Below are 19183 nucleotides of genomic sequence, written 5' to 3'. Positions count from 1 at the left end.
GACATTCACTCCCATGTTTACTGGCATCATCACCGATATCGGCACCATCGACCATGTCGAGCAGCGCGGCGACCTGCACGCGCGAATCCGCTGTGGCTATGACATGGGCAGCGTCGCGATCGGTGCGTCGATCGCCTGTTCGGGCGCGTGCCTGACCGTGACGAGCAAGGGCGACGACTGGTTCACTGTCGACATTTCCGCAGAGACGGTCAGCAAGACCGCAGGCAACCGCTGGGTGCAGGGCAAGCGCCTGAACCTCGAACGGGCGCTGAAGATTGGTGACGAGCTCGGCGGCCACATCGTCACCGGCCATGTCGATGGCGTTGGCCATGTCGCCGCGCGAGAAAGCGAAGGCGATTCGATCCGCTTCACGATCGCCGCCCCTGCTGCGCTCGCCCCCTATATCGCGGCCAAGGGTTCGATCACGGTTGATGGTGTATCGCTGACCGTCAATTCTCATGCGGACCAGCCCGACGGCACCGTGCATTTCGGGCTCAACATCATCCCGCACACTTGGGAAATGACGACGCTGGGCGATCTGCAGCCGGGCGATCCGGTCAATCTGGAAATCGACGTGCTGGCGCGCTATCTGATGCGAATGAACGAAGCAAAATCGCTTTCAATGTGATTTGCCGCTTTCGACTCACATTGTGATGTGATATTGTAATGTCCGAAAGGATATTCCAATGTCTGCACAGCTAATCGAGCGCATCGTCGAAATCATCGAAACCGGCCAGGAGAGCCGCGCCGGACTGGCGCGCGCCGCAGGGCTGCACGCCAATTCGCTGCGCAAGCTGGGCGAGCCCGACTGGAACCCCACCGCCGAGACGCTCGGCAAGCTCGAGCGCTACCTCTCGCGCGATCCCGCCGGTGTCATGGCCACCGCCGAGGAAATCATCAACGAGGCGCGCAACGGCCGCATGTACATTCTGGTCGATGACGAGGACCGCGAGAACGAGGGCGACCTCATCATCCCCGCGCAGATGGCAACGCCCGATGCGATCAATTTCATGGCCAAATACGGCCGCGGCCTGATCTGCCTCGCCATGACCAGGGACCGGGTCGAGCAGCTCGGCCTCAACCTCATGTCGCGCAACAACGGCACCAGGCATGAAACCGCCTTCACCGTCTCGATCGAGGCACGCGAGGGCGTCACCACCGGGATCAGCGCTGCCGATCGTTCGCGCACCGTCACCGTCGCGATCGACCCCAGCAAGGGGCCGGAAGAGATCGTCACCCCCGGCCATGTCTTCCCGCTGATGGCGCGCGATGGCGGCGTGCTGGTGCGCGCAGGGCATACCGAAGCTGCGGTCGATGTGTCACGGCTCGCCGGGCTCAACCCTTCGGGCGTGATCTGCGAGATCATGAATGACGACGGCACCATGGCTCGGCTCGATGACCTGATCGAGTTTGCGCACATCCACGGCATGAAGATCGGCACGATCCGGGACCTCATCGCCTATCGCCGCCGCAACGACCATCTGGTCGAGCGCCGCGCCGAGGCGCGCTTCACCAGCCGGCACGGCGGCGAGTGGAAGGCGATCGTCTTCTACAACAAGGCCGAGAAGAACGAGCAGATCGTGCTGCAAAAGGGCCATGTCGATCCCGACAAGCCGACCCTGGTGCGGATGCATGTGCTCAGTCCGTTTTCCGACATTTTCGGAGAAACCGGCCCGCGCTCGGGCGTGCTGGGCAAGGCGATGGACCTGATCGGCGAAGAAGGTTCCGGCCTGGTCGTGCTGCTCAACCGGCATGGCATCAACAGCCTGAGCCAGGCCGTGCGGATGAAGTCGGGCGAGGCGGTGCCCGATATGGAGGAGCTGCGCGATTACGGCATCGGCGCGCAGATCCTCACCGAAATGGGCGTGAACGAGATGGAGTTGCTGACCAATTCGCACCACAGCCTTGTCGCGCTCGACGGCTATGGCCTGTCGATCGTCGGCGAACGCCCCATCCCGATGGACTGATCGCCGGTGCGGCGGAAGCGCGAGGGCTTCAGACGGTGAAGCTCTCGCCGCAACCGCAGCTGCCCTTGGCATTGGGGTTATTGAACACGAAACCGGCGGTGAAATCGTCCTCGACCCAGTCCATGGTCGATCCGATCAGGTAGAGCACCGACCCGCCATCGACGTAGAACACGCCGCCGGGGGTCTCGATCTTCTCGTCGAACTTCGCCTCTTCGCTGACATAATCGACCGAATAGGCCAGGCCCGAACAGCCCCGGCGCGGAGTCGACAGCTTCACCCCGATCGCACCTTCGGGCGCGCTGGCCATCAGATGCGCGATGCGGGCTTCGGCCGACGGGGTCAGCGTGAGCGCAGCAGGGCGGGCACGGGTGGTGGTGGTGGTGGTGGTCATTGTCACTTCCTCACACTTTACCCCTCTCCCCACGAGGGAGAGGGCTGCGAAGACTTGGCAGCGTGCTGCCTAGTCGGAGCTGGGAGAGGGGGTAAATGCGCGACCGCCGCGCCATATCACCCTCATCCAACTGCGCCTAGCCGGCTACGCCAGCAAGGCTTCGTATCCTTCTCCCCTCAGGGAGAAGGTTTGGTAATCACAACATCCCCATTTCGAGCCGGGCCTCGTCGCTCATCTTGCCCGGATCCCAGGGCGGATCCCAGACCAGATTGACCTCGGCATCGGCAATGCCGGGCACCGCGCAGACCTGCATCTCGACCTCGCCGGGCATCGATTCGGCGACCGGGCAATGCGGCGTGGTCAGCGTCATCGTGATAACCGCATGGCCCTCGTTCACCTCGACGCCATAGATCAGCCCGAGATCATAGATGTTCACCGGGATTTCCGGGTCGTAAATGCCCTTCAGGCGGTCGATCACCGCCTCGTACACCTCGCCGCCCGGCTCGCCCGGAGCAAGGCCCTGGGGCTTTTCGGCCAGAAAACCGTCGAGATAGTCGCGGCGGCGCGGCTCGGACGCGGGCGCATCCTCGACCACATCCTGCACGCGTGCCTTGGGCGGCTTGGCCACTGCATCGACTTCGTCGATCACGATCTTTCCTGTTTCTTCCATAAGCCTCACCCGAAAATCCTGCGGACTCGTTCCAGTCCCCGCATCAGAGCGGCGACATCATCGCTGTTGCTGTAAATCCCGAAGCTTGCGCGCGCGGTCGCCGGCACGCCCAGATGATCCATCAGCGGCTGGGCGCAATGATGCCCGGCACGGATCGCGACATGCGCCTCGTCCAATATGGTGCCGATATCGTGCGGATGCACCCCCTGCATCTCGAACGACAATATCCCGGCGCTGTCCTTCGGCCCGAACACGCGGATCGCGTTAATTCCCGAAAGCGCCTCCTGCGCCTCGGCCACCAGCGCGCTTTCGTGCGCGTGGATCGCCTCGACACCGATGGCCACGACATAATCGATCGCCGCGGCCAGCCCGACCGCGCCGGTAATATGCGGCGTCCCTGCCTCGAACCGCTGCGGCGGCGGGGCATAGGTGGTGCGTTCGAAGGTTACCCGGTCGATCATCGCACCGCCACCCTGCCACGGCGGCATGGCATCGAGCAGTTCGGCCCGGCCCCAAAGCACGCCGATGCCGGTCGGGCCGTAAAGCTTGTGTGCGCTGTAGACATAGAAGTCGCAGCCCAGATCGGCGACATCGACGGGGATGCGCGGCACCGCCTGGCAGCCGTCGAGCAGCAGCAATGCGCCGACATTGTGTGCCAGCGCCGCCGCGCGCTTTGCATCAAGCACGCTGCCGAGCACGTTCGAGACATGCGCCAGTGACACCATCCTGTGCTGGGGCGTCAACATCGCCTCGACCGCATCCAGATCGATCCGGCCATCCTGCGTCAGCGGCGCGACATCGATGACCGCGCCGGTGCGTTCGGCGACCAGCTGCCAGGGCACGATATTGCTGTGATGCTCGAGCTGGCTGAGCAGGATGCGGTCGCCGGGCTTCAGGTTCGCTCCGCCCCAGCTGGAGGCGACCAGATTGATCCCCTCGGTCGCGCCGCGCACGAACACGGTGTCTTCCTCGCGGCCGCCGATAAATGCCGCGGCCTTGCGGCGCGCCGCCTCATAGGCGATCGTCATGTCCGCCGAACGGGCATAGACGCCGCGGTGCACGGTCGCATAATCGGGGCCATAGGCACGCGCGATGGCATCGATGACAGCGCGCGGCTTCTGCGCGGTGGCAGCGGAATCGAGATAATGCCAGGGCTCGCCCTGCGCGGTGACCAAGCCAGGGAAATCGGCGCGACGGTCGAGCAGGCGAGGCGCGGTAAGCGTGGCCATCATGCCAGCCCTTCCAGTGCAGCCAGCGCACGCGCCTCGATCGCCTCGCGTGCAGCATCGTCTTGCAGGGAGACGAACGCATCGGCGATGAACGCCTGCAGCATCAGCTTGCGCGCGACCTGCGGCGGAAGCCCGCGCGCGGCCATGTAGAACAAGGCCGCCTTGTCGAGCTCACCCACGGTCGCGCCATGCGCGCATTTCACGTCGTCGGCATAGATTTCGAGCTCGGGCTTGGCATTGGCGGTCGCGGTGCGGTCGAGCAGCATGGCCTTCACCGACTGCGACGCATCGGTCTTCTGCGCGTGGCGCGCAACCGCGACCTTGCCGAGGAACGATCCGGTGGCATGGCCCGCCAGCACGCTACGCACCACCTGGTTGCTGGTCGCATTGGGGTGCGCGTGGTTGACTTGTGTCACGATCTCCAGCGTCTGGTCGCCATTGCCGACGATTGCTCCACCCATCTCGAAATGCGCGCCTTCATGCACCAGAATATTGACGCTCATCCGGCCGTAATCGGCATCGGTCGCGAGCAGGTGCAGCGCAAAGGTCGCGCCTGCCTCGATCACGACATCCAGATCGGTGATAGACACGCCCGACATCGCCACCGGCAGCACGATCTGCCTCGAAAGCGTTTCGCCCGCAGGAACGACGATCCGCTCCGGCCCTTGCGGCACATCGCCCCAGACACGCGCGAGCGCATCGAGATCGGCATAGCGCCAGGCCTCGTCCTTGCGGGTGGGGAGCGGGATCACGTTGTTCATTTCACCGACTCCGGCTTCTTCATCGCCCAGATGGCGTAGACATATGTCAGCGCCGCAGCACCGGCGATCGCTGCCCCCGTGTTCGGCGCAGGGACGAAAAGATAGGCGGAATAGCAAAGCACCGCACGCAGCACGAAATGGATCATCCCGGCGGGATCATCCGCTGCCCAGCCATGCGGGACCCAGATCATGCCGGCCAGGATTGCCAGCCCGAGAATGAGCAGGTCGAGCGACTGTGCCGCCTGTACCGCGAAGATCACGAACGGGATGATCAACGCGATGACGAAGATGAAACGCATGAAAAGTTGCGTCAGCGGGTTTTTGTTCGATTGGGTTGTCAGCCCGGGGGCACCGCGCAGCTTGTCGATGACGATCGAGAGTGGCGCAGGCGCAGCAGCGGCAATGAATGCGACCCAGGTGGGCATGGCATTGCCCATCTGCCAGCTCGCCACGGCCAGGGCAGACCATGTGATCAGCCCAGCGATCGGCATGCCCGCGGTGCTGTCCGCAAGATAGTCGCGCTGCAACTGTGCGAGCGGCAAATCGCGCATGTCACTCATGCAACTGCCTCATATCCCTGTTCTTCGAGTTCCAGCGCCAGCTCCGCGCCGCCGCTGCGCACGATGCGGCCACCGGCCAGAACATGTACGAAATCGGGCTTCACCAGATCGAGCAGCCGCTGATAATGCGTGATCAGCAGCACCGCCTTGTCGGGCTTGCGCATGATCGCGTTGATGCCCTCGCCGACGATGCGCAGAGCGTCGATGTCGAGGCCGCTATCGGTCTCGTCGAGCAGCGCCAGCTTCGGGTCGATGATCCCCATCTGCACCATCTCGTTGCGCTTCTTCTCGCCGCCCGAAAAGCCGACATTCACCGGGCGCTTGAGCATTTCCATGTCCATGCGCAGCAGCGCCGCCTTTTCCTTGGCGAGCTTGATGAACTCCGCGCCCGACAGCGGCTCTTGCCCACGCGCCTTGCGCTGCGCATTCAGGCTTTCGCGCAGGAATTGCAGGTTGGAAACGCCGGGGATCTCGACCGGGTACTGGAAGCCGAGGAACAGGCCCGCAGCGGCGCGCTCGTGCGGCTCGAGGGCGAGCAGGTCCTGGCCGTCAAAGGTCGCCGAACCCTCAGTCACCTCATAGCCGGGCCGCCCGCCCAGCGTATAGGCGAGCGTCGACTTTCCCGCGCCGTTCGGCCCCATGATCGCGTGGATCTCGCCCGCGTTGATGGTGAGCGACAACCCCTTGAGGATCGCGGTTTCGCCAACGGTGGCGTGGAGGTTTTCAATTTGGAGCATTGTCATTTATCTCGTTCGGCAAATCGGTTGTCTGTCGTCACCCTGAACTTGTTTCAGGGTCCATTTCGCCCCAGGCTGCTGCAGCACGATGGATGCTGAAACAAGTTCAGCATGACGGCGAAAAGAGGATGTGAGGCTCAACCCACACTCCCCTCAAGCGAAATCCCCAGCAGCTTCTGCGCTTCCACCGCGAATTCCATCGGCAGCTGCTTCAGCACCTCGCGCGCGAAGCCGTTGACGATCAGGGCGACAGCGTCCTCCTGGCTAAGCCCGCGCTGCATCGCGTAGAACAGCTGGTCGTCGCTGATCTTGCTCGTCGTTGCCTCGTGCTCGATCGTGGCGCTGGGATTGCGCACCTCGATATAGGGCACGGTGTGCGCGCCGCACTGGTCGCCGAGCAGCAGGCTGTCGCACTGGGTGAAATTGCGCACTCCCTCGGCCGAGGGAGCCACGCGGACCAGCCCGCGATAGGTGTTGTTGCTCTTGCCGGCGCTGATCCCCTTGGAGACGATGGTCGAGCGGCTGCCTTTGCCGTTGTGGATCATCTTGGTGCCGGTATCGGCCTGCTGGTAATTGTTGGTCACCGCGACAGAATAGAACTCGCCGACGCTGTCCTCGCCGTTCAGCACGCAGCTGGGATATTTCCACGTCACCGCAGAGCCGGTCTCGACCTGCGTCCAGCTGATCTTCGAGCGTGCGCCCTGCGCCAGGCCGCGCTTGGTGACGAAATTGTAGATCCCGCCCTTGCCCTCGGCATCACCGGGATACCAGTTCTGCACCGTCGAATATTTGATCTCGGCATCGTCCATCGCGACCAGCTCGACCACGGCGGCGTGCAGCTGGTTCTCGTCGCGCTGCGGCGCGGTGCAGCCTTCGAGATAGGACACATAGCTGCCCTTGTCGGCGACGATCAGCGTGCGTTCGAACTGGCCGGTATTTTCCGCGTTGATGCGGAAATAGGTGGAAAGCTCCATCGGGCAGCGCACGCCTTCGGGGATGTAGACGAAGGTGCCGTCGGAAAAGACCGCGCAGTTGAGGCAGGCGAAATAATTGTCGCGCACCGGCACGACCTTGCCGAGCCATTTCTTCACCAGCTCGGGATGCTCGCGGATCGCCTCGCTGATCGACATGAAGATCACGCCCGCGCGCGAAAGCTCCTCGCGGAAGGTGGTGGCGACCGAGACGCTGTCGAACACCGCATCGACCGCGACCTTGCGCGCGCCCTCGACCCCGGCGAGCACCTTCTGCTCCTCGATCGGGATGCCGAGCTTTTCATAGACGCGCAGGATTTCCGGATCGACCTCGTCGAGCGAGCCGACTTTCGGCTTGGCCTTGGGCGCGGCGTAATAATAGGCGTCCTGATAGTCGATCGGCGGGTAGTGGAGCTTCGCCCAGTCGGGCTCGGGCAGCTCCTGCCAGATGCGGAAAGCCTTCAAGCGCCATTCGAGCATCCATTCGGGCTCGTTCTTCTTGGCGCTGATATAGCGGACGGTATCCTCGTTCAGCCCCTTGGGCGCGAGTTCCTGCTCGATATCGGTGGTAAAGCCCCATTCATAGGTGCCCACCTTTTCCGCCGCCGCCCAGGCGTCAGCATCGCGCACCCTGCTGTCGGCGGTGTTGCTGTCGTCGGTCACGATACGGTCCTTTTGAGATTGATCGGGTGTTCGGGGCGCTTTGGATCGGGAATATGCTGGCCGAGACTGGCGAGCGTCACCCCGGCCAGTGCCGCGCGGATGGTGCGGTTGACGATCTGCCAGTGCGGGCGGACATGGCAGCTGCCCTCGATGGCGCAATCGCTGGCATGGTCGCCCGAGCACACGGTTATGGTGATCGGGCCATCAACCGCCTCGACAATATCGGCGAGCGTGATCGCAGCGGGCGGACGCGACAGGCGGAAACCGCCGCCTGCTCCGCGCACCGATTCGATCAGCCCTGCAGCGGAAAGCTTGCTCACCAGCTTCTGCGCCGTGGGCAGCGGCAGGCCGGTCTCTTCGGCCAACGCCCGCGCGTTGCAGCGCATGCCGCCGCAATGGCGCGCGGCAGCGCTCATCAGCACCACGGCATAATCTGCAAGACTGGACAGGCGCATCAGTCGCTCCCGCTAATCGGCCAAGAAATCGGATTGAATCGCTCCGATTAGCAGATGGCTGTTTTGCATGCAGAAATCAAGGTTTTTCGGGGAGACCTTCTCCCCTCCCGGTAGCGAGAGGGGAGAAGCATTTCACTTCACCGCGCCGCTCTTCAGAAGCCGGGGCACCAGGAACAGCGCCGCGACCAGCGGCCATTTGCGCTGCCAGGGCTGAATCTCGATCTGCGTCCCGGCATGGCGGTTGATCTTCCAGGCGAGATAATCGATCCCGCCGGCAAAGGTGAAGCTCGCCTTGGCGAGGCGCGCGACGGTGAGCCGCTTGCCGCGCGCCCTGAGCTTCGCCCAGCGCGCATCGGCCTCGTCGCGGGGCATGGCGGCGAGATCGGGCACCTCGCGCGCAATCGCTTCCCCCACTGCGGCATAATGATCGGGCGCGAAATCGACCACCTTGTCGGGTCGATCGCCGCGCTCTGCGCGCAGTTCCGCGCCATAGGTGCGGGTAAAGCCGGTGCGCCAGACATGCAGCGGATCGGCGCTGGCGCTGCCAGCCACCGGCGCGGCATGGCGCAGCAGCGTCACCGGGGCGGCGCACAGCGCATCGATCGCCCTTGCCTCTGCGTCCGCATCCGCGCTCCACACGATCCGCACCGGCTGGGCAAAGCGTGCCCAGACCGAGACATCGCCTGCCTGCATCGAGCAGGCTCGGGCCAGGTCGGCTTCGGACAGGACCGCATATTTGGCAGCGAGATTGTCATGCGCCGCGGGGAAGACATTGGGCGGGATCAGCGCGTTCGCCCGCGCCATCCATCCCGCCTTGTTCGCTGCGCGATAGGCTGCGCCATAGTCTGAAACGATGACATAGAAATCGAGCATCAGACCGTCGAGCTGCGCCTCGCGCAGGCACGATCCGTAGAAGATCACCGCGCGCGCGGTGTCGCCGAACGGCGCGACGATCGTCTTGGCGAAAGCCGTCACACGCGGATCGATCGGCTGCAGCGCCTCGGCGGCGATAAGGGATTGGAGAGAGTCCAAGACACAACCCAGATTTGCTCGTCACCCCCGCGCAGGCGGGGGTCCCGCTTTTCTTCGAATGTCACTGCCATAGCGGGATTCCCGTCTTTGCGGGAATGACGAATCAGGGCAGAAGCGTGATCCTCAAGCCGCCAGGCGCAGGAAGGGCACCGGATCGGTCGAGCGCAGGATGATCGGCTTGCCCGCACTCGCTTCGAAGATCTCGCCGTCCAGGATCACGCGGCTGCGCGTACGGTCGCTGTCGATGCGGATCATGTCCTCGCGCGCCAGATGGACGCCGCGCCCGCGCCGCGTGCCGAACCGGCCCATCAGCGTATCGATCAGCATCGTCGTCAGCCCGGCGCGATTATGCTCGACCGCGATGAACTTGAGATGTCCGGTCGGAGATGGTCCGCTGTCAGCGCGGCTGCCAAGCAGCAGTTTTTCCAGCGTCGTCACCATCACCACCAGGAAGCTGCCATTGAGCTCGCCCTTCTGGAAATAGGAGATGCGCAGCGCCGATCGCGTAATCGGCAGGAACTTGGCGGTGAGCCCGAACAGCATGGTGAACAGCCCCGCGATCGCCGCGATGAAATGGCTGATCGAATTGGGCAGGCCCAGCGGATAGATCTTCTGGCGGCAATAGAGGATGATCTCGGCAAGGCCAGCGCCGCCCATGAACATGCCCAGCACCGGGCGCCCGTCCTCGCCATCGGACAGCGCGATCAGCTGACGCACGACGATATGGCTTTCCAGATCATTGCGCGCGATCTCGACGATGCGGTCGAGCGTCGGCAGCGGCTTGCCGCGCGCGCCCAGATCGAGCGCGATGAGGTTGGTCTTGCCGTTGGGCAGCACCGCAACCGGCGGGGGAGTCTTGCCGAAATGACCGCCATGATAGAGCTCGGTCAGCGTCGCCTGCACCGTGCCGTCGCCGCCGTTGATGACGAGCACGCGTGGCTTGACCAGCGCGATCGCGCGCAGCGCATCGGCAATCTGGTGCACCTCTTCCACTTCATAATGGAAAACGTCAGGGTTGCGCGCGCAATAGTCGCGTACCGCCGGCAACATTGCCTTGTTGCCGGTCGAGCGCGGATTGGAAATGAGCGCAACGAGAGTCATTCTAGGTCATCCTATCGGCTTGATCGACATCCCCTGGCGGTAGTTCAGGACCACCGAGATGCGCGTGACGCCGGGACCCACCCGGATGGCGGTCTTGCCCGCAGAGGGCTTGAGGCTGAGCAGCGAGAGCGAGGGGTTGTTCGAGAAACCGCCGCCATCGTTCCAGCCCGATTTTCCGCTGCCATCGACATCATGGCGCACGGCAATGCCATAGGCGCCTGTCTGGGGAAGCGGCACGCAGAAGCTCATCTTGCCGCCGCGGGGGGCGACGGGTGTATCGATGCGGTTGATCCATGCGCCCTTTTCCAGCCAGCTCGCCTTGGTGGCGGGGTAGGCCTGAACACGGATGCGACCGGTATTGGCCTTGAAGCCGCTGACCTCGACATGCACTGCCGGACCGTCGGCTCCGGCTGCGCATCGGCGCATGTCGTTGGCGATTTCCTGACGTTGCGCATGCGCCACAGGCGTCAGGGCCGCGAAGGCGATGCCGCCCGCAGCCAGACAAGCCAGTGATTTTGCCGCAATTTTGAACATGACGTAATCAATCCCAGAAGCTATAGCCATGTCGCTCCAGATGGCGCGGACAGGCTGATGAGCCCCCTTTACCCGTCTGCTTATGGGAACCGTTTGCGGCCAAATCATGGTGACAGGGCGACAATAAGTTGAAATTGCTAACCGCCACAGACGCTTATATCGCCCGTCTCGTCTTCTTTCCGCTGGTCGGCACGCTGATCCTCGCAGCCATGCTGCTGGTGCTCGACAAGATGCTGCGATTGTTCGACTTTGTCGCAGCAGAAGGCGGCCCGGTCAGCGTCGTGTGGCGCATGCTCGCCAACCTGCTGCCCGAATATCTCTCGCTCGGCATTCCGATCGGCCTTCTGCTCGGCATCCTGCTTGCCTTCCGCAAGCTCGCCATGTCGTCGGAGCTCGACGTCTTCCGCGCTGTCGGCCTGGGCTATAACCGGCTGCTGCGCGTGCCGTACATGTTCGCGGTCGCGCTGATGCTCGTGAACCTGGCTCTGGTCGGCTATATCCAGCCCAAGGCCCGATATGCCTATGAGGAGCTCGGCTTCGAGCTGCGTTCGGGCGCGCTGGGGGCTTCGATCAAGGTCGGCGAATTCACCCAGCTGGGCGACCGGATGACGCTGCGCATCGAGCAGAGCCGTGACGGCGGGCGCGAACTGTACGGCATTTTCGTGCGGGCGGAAACGAGATCGGGCACATCGCTCTCGGTCACGGCAGAGCGCGGCAAGTTCCTCGCCACCGACGATCCGAATACCATCATCTTCCGCCTCACCAACGGCACGCTGGTGCACGATTCACCCGATTACAAGACGCCGCGCGTGCTGACCTTCAGCAACCACGACCTGCCGATCGATCTGCCCAAGATCGAATCCTTCCGCAGGCGCGGCGGCGGCAAGGACCGGGAATATACCATCCCCGAGCTGGTCCGCATCGGTTCGGACGCCAACATTCCCGAAGCGCAGCGCAACCAGACCCGTGCCAATTTCCATTTCCGCATGGTCGAGGTGGTGATGATGCTGCTGATGCCGCTGCTGGCGGTGGCGCTCGCCATTCCGCCCAAGCGCTCGACCTCGGCGCTGGGCGTGTTCCTGTCGATCGTGATGATCGTGACCTATCACAAGATCAACGAATATGGCGAGGATGTCGGCGCGCTGGGGCTGGTCGATCCGATCATCGCATTGTGGGTGCCCTTCGCGCTGTTTTCCGCGCTGATCGCCTGGATGTATTATCAGGTCGCCTTCGTGCCCGGCGGCCAGCCGATCGGCGCGCTGGAAAAGGTCTTCGCCAAATCGGGCGCGGCGGTGCGCGGGCTGTTCAGCTTCGGCCGCAAGCGGTCCTTCCAGGAATAGGCGGCGTCCGGACATGCATCTCGAATTCTTTCCCTCGCGCACCGTCGCCATCTACATGGCGCGCAAGTTCCTCACCAGCATCCTTGCGGTGGTGGCCTTGCTGTTCATCGTGCTCCAGTCGCTCGACCTTCTGGGCGAAAGCGGCAAGATCCTGGCCTATCCCGGCAACGGCCAGGCCGATCTGCTGACCTATATCAGCCTGCGCGCGCCACAGATCATCGATCTGGTGCTGCCCTTTTCCGTGCTGCTCGCGACGATCATCACGCTGGCGACGCTGAACCAGAACAGCGAGGTCGTGGCGATGAAGGCGGCGGGGCTGTCTGCGCATCAGGTGCTGGCCCCATTGCTGATCGCCGCCTTTGGCGTCTCGGCGATCACCTTCGTCTTTTCCGAGCGCATCCTCACCCGCGCCACCGCGACGCTCGATGCCTGGGAAGCTGCCGACTTCGGGCCGATCCCTCGCGATTCGAACGTGAAGTCGAACATCTGGGTGCGCGAGGGCGACAATATCGTCCAGGCCGATACGGTCGAAAGCCGGGGCAATGCAACGCGGCTGACCGGGGTTGCGGTGTACCAGCGTGACAGCCAGGGCGGCATGGCGCGGATCATCAAGGCCAGCGAAGGCACTTATACGGGCCAGGGCTGGCAGCTGAAGGATGCGACGCAGTTCGATGTCGCCACCGGGCAGAAGCAGGCGCTTGGTACCATCGTTGCCGCATCGGGCGTTCGACCCGACCAGTTCACCCTTTCCAAGGTCAATGCCGATGGCCTGTCCTTCCCGCAACTCTGGACCGCGATAGCCGAACTCAAGGCTGCAGGTCGCCCGACCGCCGCACTCGAGGCAAACCTCTGGCACAAGCTCTCGGGCCCGCTCTCGGCTTTGCTGATGCCGCTGCTCGGGGCGGTCGCCGCTTTCGGCCTGGCGCGATCGGGCCAGCTGTTCATCCGTGCCGTGATCGGCATGGCGCTGGGCTTTGCCTATTTCGTCGCGGACAATTTCGCGCTCGCGATGGGCAATCTGGGCGCCTATCCGCCGATCCTCGCGGCCTGGTCACCCTTCTTCCTGTTCCTGATGGTCGGCGAGACCGTTCTGATCCGCACCGAGGAATAGGCCGCAGCCCGTGGCCGCCGACACGCCCGATCCTGCCACCATCGCCCCCGCTGTGAGCCGCGCCGATGTGGCCAGTGGCGCGGCGCTTTCGGGCCTGGCCCGCATGGGTGCGATCATCGAGATCGTGACTCAACCTGCCTTCGTATGGATGTTCGGCCTAGCCACCTATGGCAGCTATGTCGTGCTCTGGGCGGCGGTGAACGTGCTGTCGACGCTGACCACGCTATCTCTGGCGCAGGGGCTGCAGCGCGCCATCCCTTCTGCCGCCAGCCGCGAGGCCGAACATGGCGTGCTGCGCTATGCGCTGCTGGTGACGGTGATCCCCTCAGCCTTCGTTGCGCTGTGCATTACCCTCGCCGCCCCCGTAATTGCTCCGCAATTCTCGGTCGAACCGGCGATGCGCCCGCATCTGCCCGCGCTGATCGCGCTGTTCGTGTGGACATTGCCACTCACCGTCGCGCTCGAGATCGCGACCGCTGCCGCACGCGCGCGCCGCGCCTTCGGGCCCGAGATACGTCTGCGCATCTTCTGGGAGCAGATCGCGCGGCTGATCGTGGCGGTCGCGCTCTATACGCTGGGGGTGCGGCTGTTCGGGCTGTTCGTCGCGCATATCGTATCGCTCGGCGTCACCGCCTGGCTGTCGGTGCGACTGCTCGGGCGCTATTACGATCTCGGCCTGCTCTGGCGCGCACCGATGCCGCCCGCACTGCGCCACGACACGCTGAAATCGGGCCTGGCGACGATGCCGCCCAATCTCGCGCGCCGCGCGTTCAACGATCTGCCGCCGGTTCTGCTCGGCCTCGCCTTGAGCGGCGGGGGCGGCGCGGTTGCCGCCGGGCTGTTCGGCATCGCGCGCAAGATCGCCTCGGTCCCGCTGATCGTGCGCCAGACCTTCCTCTATGTCCTCGCACCGCTGAGCGCCGCGCAAAAGGCCGCGGACAAGGCGCAGATCGCCCCGCTCTACCGCTTTGCCAACCGCATCGCCGCGATCATCGTGCTTCCGCTCACCGCCGTCATGATCGCAGGCGGCGATGCAACGCTGCTGCTGTTCTCGCCCGAGGCAGCCGATGCGCTGCCTGTGCTGATCGTGCTGCTGGTCGGCCGCGCGGGCGAGACGATCCTGGGCGCGGCGACGCCGATCGTCGAGATGACCGGGCACCGCCTGCTGCCGCTCGCCAATTCAATTGCCGGGCTCGCAGTCGCGGGGCTGGTCGGCTGGCTGACGGTCGACGACATGGGCGCGACCGGCATGGCGCTGGCGGTGAGCGCAGGCGTGATCGTGTCGAGCTGGGCAGCAGTCGCCGAATTGTGGGTAAGCGATGGTCTCGGTCCGTTCGACCGGCATTTTCTGCGCGCGCTCGCCTGCGGCCTGGGTGGCTTCGGCGCGCTGTGGCTGATTGGCTGGGCATTCCAGAACCTGGGCATGGTCCCGCGCGCCGCGATCCAGTTCGCCTGTTTCTTCCCGCTGGTCTGGCTGGGGCTCAAGGTCGGGCTCGATGCAGAGGACAAGGCGGCGCTGGGCAAGGCAGGCCGCAAACTGGCGCTGTGACGCGCGTGCGACTGATTGCTCCTGCAACCAAAGCCGGCTGACCCTGTTTGCTTCTGACGGAAGCATAGCGGCGGTCCGGCATTTTGTTTTGCCGTGATTTCCGAGCCGTGAAATGTTCCATTTCACTTGAAATCACTCTAGACCGTTGATCCACAGACCGCGCACGCCAAGCGTGGCAGCATGAGGAGCCCGACCCCGGTGATCGCCAACAAATCACTCGATCAATTTGCCCGTTTCAACAATCTGCTCGACCTGTTCTTCGCGCGGGCGGACGAACTGGGCGACGCGCCCTTCCTATGGGGCAAGAAGGCTGGGGCGTGGACGCCGATCAGCTGGCGTCAGGCGGCGGGACAGGTCGCTGAACTGGCGCATGCACTCACCGAAATGGGGCTGCAGCGCGGCGACCGGGTGATGCTGGTGAGCGAGAACCGGCCCGAATGGTGCATCGCAGACCTCGCGATCATGGCCGCAGGCTGCGTCACCGTGCCGACCTACACCACCAATACCGAGCGCGATCACCAGCACATCCTCGACAATTCGGGGGCGCGCGCGGTCATCGTCTCCGACGCCAAGCTGGCGCGCACGCTGCTTCCCGCCGTGCTGCGCGCAGGCAATGCGTGGCACGTCATCGGCATGGAGCCGGTCAAGGTCGGCCAGGCGAGCCGCTTCCGCGCCCACAACTGGTCCGATCTCGTCACCGGCGACAGCGCCCGTCAGGCCGAGCTGATGCCTGCGATCCGTAGCCATGCCGCGCAGCTGACGCGCGAGGATACCGCCTGCATCATCTATACCAGCGGCACCGGCGGCGCGCCGCGCGGGGTGATGCAGCATCATGGCGCGATCCTGCACAATATCGCCGGGCCCACTCGCGTGATCAGCGAGGATTTCGGCTGGGACGACGAAGTCTTCCTGTCGTTCCTGCCGCTCAGCCACGCCTATGAGCACAGCGCGGGCCAGTTCTTCCCGATCGGGCTGGGCGCGCAGATCTATTATTCCGAAGGACTCGAAAAGCTCGCGAGCAATATCGAGGAGGTGCGCCCGACGCTGATGGTCGTGGTACCGCGCCTGTTCGAGGTGCTGCGTGCGCGCATCCTCAAGCAAATCCAGAAGCAGGGCAAGGTCGCCAATTTCCTGTTCGAGCGCGCGATGGCGCTGGGCGAGAAGCAGCTGGGCGGCCGCGACGGACTGCTCGACAAGCCGATGGACTTCATCCTGTCGAAGAGCCTGCGCCCCAAGATCCAGGCGCGGTTCGGCGGACGGGTCAAGGCCATGGTGTCGGGTGGCGCCCCGCTCAATCCGGAGATAGGCGTGTTCTTTCATGCGCTCGGCATCACGCTGCTCCAGGGCTATGGCCAGACCGAGGCCGCGCCGATCATCGCGTGCAACCGGCCCAGGGTCGGGATCAAGATGGACACGGTCGGCCCGCCACTCGCCGATACCGAAGTGCGCATTGCCGAGGATGGCGAGATTCTGGTGCGCGGCGAGCTCGTCATGCACGGCTACTGGCAGAACCCCGAAGAGACTGCGCGCGTGCTCAAGGACGGATGGCTGCACACCGGAGACATAGGGTATATCGACGAAGCTGGGCGCATCGCGATCACCGATCGCAAGAAGGACCTGATCGTCAACGACAAGGGCGACAATGTCTCGCCGCAAAAGGTCGAGGGCATGCTGACTTTGCAGCCCGAAATTCATCAGGCGATGGTGGCGGGCGACCGGCGACCCTATCTGGTCGGGCTGATCGTGCCGGACCCGGAATGGACGATGGAATGGGCGAGCAGCCAGGGGCTGAAAGTGGATTTTGCCGCGCTTCAGGCCAATCCTCAGTTCAAATCGGCGGTTCGCGCGGCGATCGACCGGGTCAATGCCGACCTGTCGGTGATCGAGAAGGTGCGCCAATTCAATTTCGCCGACGAGCCGTTCACGATCGAGAATGGCGAGATGACGCCATCGATGAAGATCCGGCGGCACGTCATTCGCGGGCGCTATCAGGACCGGCTGGACGGGCTTTACAAGAGCTGAGCGCCGCCTAGAGCGCGGGGTTGCGGCGGTTCCACAGGCGCAGGGCGATCTCCGCGATCAGCAGCGGTCCGACCCAGTATGCCCAGATACCGAGCGCCGGAGCGATCCCGTCCATATCGTCCAGCCGCTGCGCGAGGCGGCAGAAGACGAAGGTCCAGGTCAGCACCATCGAGCGGATCATCCACATCTGGTGCGACCGCCAGAGCCTCTGACTGCCCCGCCGCCAGCCCATCGAGGTCGCAATCAGCCAGACAACGGCGAGCGTCCCGGTCGCCCAGCCGCTCGCCGGGTTGCGGTGCGGATCGCTGATGGCAAGGAACAGCGCGACGAACGCCATGGTCATGCCTGCGCCGACATAGGTGCAGCCGGTATGGCGATGATATTCGAACGCCGCGCGGGTCCAGCCCATGTACAGCGCGAGAAAACCGGAGACGAGCGTCAGAAATCCGGTCAGCGCATGAAGGACGATCCACAGGCTGTGATCCGCATGGGCCTGCTGCGCCCCGCCGCCGAGCGCGGGAAGGACGTTGAGCCAGAGCACGGGCAGGGTCGAAAGGATCGCCGCCCAGAAGAGAAGCGCGGGCACGGTCAGACCCGGTCGATGATCGATCGGCGGCCAGGTCTGGCTGGTCACGATGGCTCCCCCCTGATTGCTTTGCTGGCAGCGTGCCTCAAGCCGAAAGGAGCCGCAACCCGACTCCGCACACCGCTTTTCACGTCACCCCCGCGAAAGCGGGAGCCCCGCTTCTGTGCTACCGATGCTGAAAAGCGGGATTCCCGCGTTCGCGGGAATGACGGGGTAAACCGGACAAAGCAAAACCCCGGATCGGCGTCGGCCAATCCGGGGTTTTGCTGATGCGTCGAACGCGAGAGCGCTTATTCGGCGGCTTCGTAATATTGCGGCGCGGCAGCGTTCAGGATCTCGAGGATCTTCTTGAGCGCGGCAGGCTCGTCGGTCTTTTCCATCGCGGCCAGTTCGCGGGCGAGGCGGCTCGAGGCGGCTTCGAAGATCTGCCGTTCCGAATAGCTCTGTTCGGGCTGGTCGTCGGGGCGGAACAGGTCGCGGGTCACTTCGGCGATCGACACAAGGTCGCCCGAATTGATCTTCGCTTCATATTCCTGTGCGCGGCGCGACCACATGGTGCGCTTGACCTTGGGCTTGCTCTTGAGCGTTTCCATCGCTTCGCGCAGCGTCTTGTCCGAAGACAGCTTGCGCATGCCGATGCTTTCGACCTTGTTGACAGGAACGCGCAGCGTCATCCGTTCCTTTTCGAAGCGCAGCACGTACAGCTCGAGCTGCATGCCGGCAATTTCTTCCTTCTGAAGTTCCACGACACGGCCAACGCCGTGCTTGGGATAAACCACATAATCGCCTACATCAAAAGACAGCGCTTTGGCGGCCATTCAAAAACCTTTCTGTATTCAGGGGAAGCGGGAGCCATTTCGAACTTGCATGCCAGCCGTTCGAGCGAATCTCCTCAAAATATGTGCCGAAAGAGGGACACCAACCAGCGCGAAACAGCAGCGCTGGTGCCAGCCACTTAACAGATTCGTCACAAAATAGCCACCCCGTAATGGCCATTCCGGCCCTAGATGGGGGCTCTGCATACAAAAAACAACCGCCATGGGGCTAACTCACCCCATGGACGCTACGGAAAGCGATAACGATTGCAGGCGACGAATGACACCGGTGGCCCCGAGGGGCCCTGCCCGCAATCGAATCGATCAGTCGCCTTCGCCGGGTTCGGGCGAGAAATAGGCTTCGTACTTGCCGTCCTTGCCCTTGTATTCGTCCGCATCGGGCGGCGAATCGCGCTTGACCGTGATGTTCGGCCATTCGGCGCTGTACTTGGTATTGAGCTCCAGCCACTTCTCGAGGCCGTCCTCGGTATCGGGCAGGATCGCCTCAGCCGGGCATTCGGGTTCGCACACGCCACAATCGATGCATTCGCTGGGATTGATCACCAGCATGTTCTCGCCCTCATAGAAGCAGTCCACCGGACAGACTTCGACACAGTCCATGTACTTGCACTTGATGCAGGCGTCGGTGACAACATAAGTCATCGGCTGTGGTAGCTCCCCTGAATGGC

20 protein-coding genes are annotated in these 19183 nt (G+C 63.8%); 6 read left to right on the top strand and 14 right to left on the bottom strand.

The annotated features are described in order from the left end of the window. Window positions 1-13: 13 nt before the first annotated feature. Window positions 14-628, top strand: coding sequence for a riboflavin synthase (locus tag C7451_RS04930; protein ID WP_110297849.1), 615 nt, complete (start codon window positions 14-16; stop codon window positions 626-628). Window positions 629-686: 58 nt separating this feature from the next. Beyond that, entirely contained in the window at window positions 687-1967 is a 1281-nt protein-coding gene (gene ribB, locus C7451_RS04925) for a 3,4-dihydroxy-2-butanone-4-phosphate synthase (protein ID WP_110297848.1), read from the top strand. 28 nt (window positions 1968-1995) lie between these two features. On the opposite strand, the gene C7451_RS04920 is transcribed toward ribB, so the two are convergent. From C7451_RS04920 to C7451_RS04870, 11 genes are all read right to left on the bottom strand, one after another. Then, window positions 1996-2358 (bottom strand): HesB/IscA family protein, encoded by a 363-nt coding sequence (locus C7451_RS04920; RefSeq protein ID WP_110297847.1) that lies wholly within the window; start codon window positions 2356-2358, stop codon window positions 1996-1998. A 196-nt stretch (window positions 2359-2554) separates the two neighbouring features. Beyond that, the gene (locus C7451_RS04915) at window positions 2555-3028 is read right to left on the bottom strand and encodes a DUF59 domain-containing protein (RefSeq protein WP_110297846.1); all 474 of its coding nucleotides are present in this window, start codon (window positions 3026-3028) and stop codon (window positions 2555-2557) included. A gap of 5 nt (window positions 3029-3033) precedes the next feature. After that, window positions 3034-4260 (bottom strand): cysteine desulfurase, encoded by a 1227-nt coding sequence (locus C7451_RS04910; protein WP_425266456.1) that lies wholly within the window; start codon window positions 4258-4260, stop codon window positions 3034-3036. Continuing rightward, the gene (locus C7451_RS04905; protein ID WP_110297844.1) at window positions 4257-5018 is read right to left on the bottom strand and encodes a SufD family Fe-S cluster assembly protein; all 762 of its coding nucleotides are present in this window, start codon (window positions 5016-5018) and stop codon (window positions 4257-4259) included. The genes C7451_RS04910 and C7451_RS04905 overlap by 4 nt, the downstream gene beginning before the upstream one ends. Further along, on the bottom strand, window positions 5015-5578 hold the full coding sequence (locus C7451_RS04900) for a DUF7010 family protein (RefSeq protein WP_146215284.1): 564 nt from the start codon (window positions 5576-5578) through the stop codon (window positions 5015-5017). Before C7451_RS04900 ends, C7451_RS04905 begins: the two co-directional genes overlap by 4 nt. After that, complete coding sequence (sufC, locus tag C7451_RS04895; protein ID WP_110297842.1) at window positions 5575-6315, bottom strand: Fe-S cluster assembly ATPase SufC; 741 nt, start codon at window positions 6313-6315, stop codon at window positions 5575-5577. Before sufC ends, C7451_RS04900 begins: the two co-directional genes overlap by 4 nt. Window positions 6316-6452: 137 nt before the next feature. Next, the gene (sufB, locus tag C7451_RS04890; RefSeq protein ID WP_208625143.1) at window positions 6453-7949 is read right to left on the bottom strand and encodes a Fe-S cluster assembly protein SufB; all 1497 of its coding nucleotides are present in this window, start codon (window positions 7947-7949) and stop codon (window positions 6453-6455) included. Beyond that, window positions 7946-8404, bottom strand: a complete 459-nt coding sequence (locus C7451_RS04885) for an SUF system Fe-S cluster assembly regulator (protein WP_110297841.1) — start codon at window positions 8402-8404, stop codon at window positions 7946-7948. The genes sufB and C7451_RS04885 overlap by 4 nt, the downstream gene beginning before the upstream one ends. Before the next feature lie 132 nt (window positions 8405-8536). Beyond that, window positions 8537-9436 (bottom strand): hypothetical protein, encoded by a 900-nt coding sequence (locus C7451_RS04880; protein ID WP_244181603.1) that lies wholly within the window; start codon window positions 9434-9436, stop codon window positions 8537-8539. A gap of 123 nt (window positions 9437-9559) precedes the next feature. Continuing rightward, entirely contained in the window at window positions 9560-10537 is a 978-nt protein-coding gene (locus tag C7451_RS04875; RefSeq protein ID WP_110297839.1) for a diacylglycerol kinase family protein, read from the bottom strand. A 6-nt stretch (window positions 10538-10543) separates the two neighbouring features. Continuing rightward, the gene (locus C7451_RS04870; protein ID WP_110297838.1) at window positions 10544-11071 is read right to left on the bottom strand and encodes a DUF2141 domain-containing protein; all 528 of its coding nucleotides are present in this window, start codon (window positions 11069-11071) and stop codon (window positions 10544-10546) included. Window positions 11072-11205: 134 nt separating this feature from the next. Here C7451_RS04870 and lptF point away from each other — a divergent pair, with 134 nt between their 5' ends. The 4 genes from lptF to C7451_RS04850 all read left to right on the top strand — a co-directional run bounded on the left by lptF (window position 11206) and on the right by C7451_RS04850 (window position 17093). Next, entirely contained in the window at window positions 11206-12411 is a 1206-nt protein-coding gene (lptF, locus tag C7451_RS04865; protein WP_110298001.1) for an LPS export ABC transporter permease LptF, read from the top strand. Window positions 12412-12424: 13 nt separating this feature from the next. Then, complete coding sequence (lptG, locus tag C7451_RS04860) at window positions 12425-13522, top strand: LPS export ABC transporter permease LptG (protein ID WP_110297837.1); 1098 nt, start codon at window positions 12425-12427, stop codon at window positions 13520-13522. 10 nt (window positions 13523-13532) lie between these two features. Next, window positions 13533-15071 carry a lipopolysaccharide biosynthesis protein gene (locus C7451_RS04855; protein WP_110297836.1) on the top strand — a complete coding sequence of 513 codons (1539 nt, stop codon included), beginning with the start codon at window positions 13533-13535 and terminating at the stop codon, window positions 15069-15071. Between the two features lie 180 nt (window positions 15072-15251). Then, window positions 15252-17093 carry an AMP-dependent synthetase/ligase gene (locus C7451_RS04850; protein ID WP_110297835.1) on the top strand — a complete coding sequence of 614 codons (1842 nt, stop codon included), beginning with the start codon at window positions 15252-15254 and terminating at the stop codon, window positions 17091-17093. Window positions 17094-17100: 7 nt separating this feature from the next. Here the strand turns inward: C7451_RS04850 and C7451_RS04845 are convergent, their stop codons facing one another. The 3 genes from C7451_RS04845 to fdxA form a co-directional block, all read right to left on the bottom strand. Continuing rightward, a complete protein-coding gene (locus C7451_RS04845) occupies window positions 17101-17727 on the bottom strand; it encodes a DUF2306 domain-containing protein (RefSeq protein WP_167398422.1) in 627 nt (208 codons plus the stop codon). Between the two features lie 242 nt (window positions 17728-17969). Further along, window positions 17970-18497, bottom strand: a complete 528-nt coding sequence (locus C7451_RS04840) for a CarD family transcriptional regulator (protein WP_023837598.1) — start codon at window positions 18495-18497, stop codon at window positions 17970-17972. 321 nt (window positions 18498-18818) lie between these two features. Beyond that, a complete protein-coding gene (fdxA, locus tag C7451_RS04835) occupies window positions 18819-19157 on the bottom strand; it encodes a ferredoxin FdxA (RefSeq protein ID WP_060979427.1) in 339 nt (112 codons plus the stop codon). Window positions 19158-19183: the final 26 nt, after the last annotated feature.

This window comes from Blastomonas natatoria, assembly GCF_003201955.1.
GTDB lineage: Bacteria > Pseudomonadota > Alphaproteobacteria > Sphingomonadales > Sphingomonadaceae > Blastomonas > Blastomonas natatoria.
This window is presented reverse-complemented; position numbering and strand designations above follow the sequence as displayed.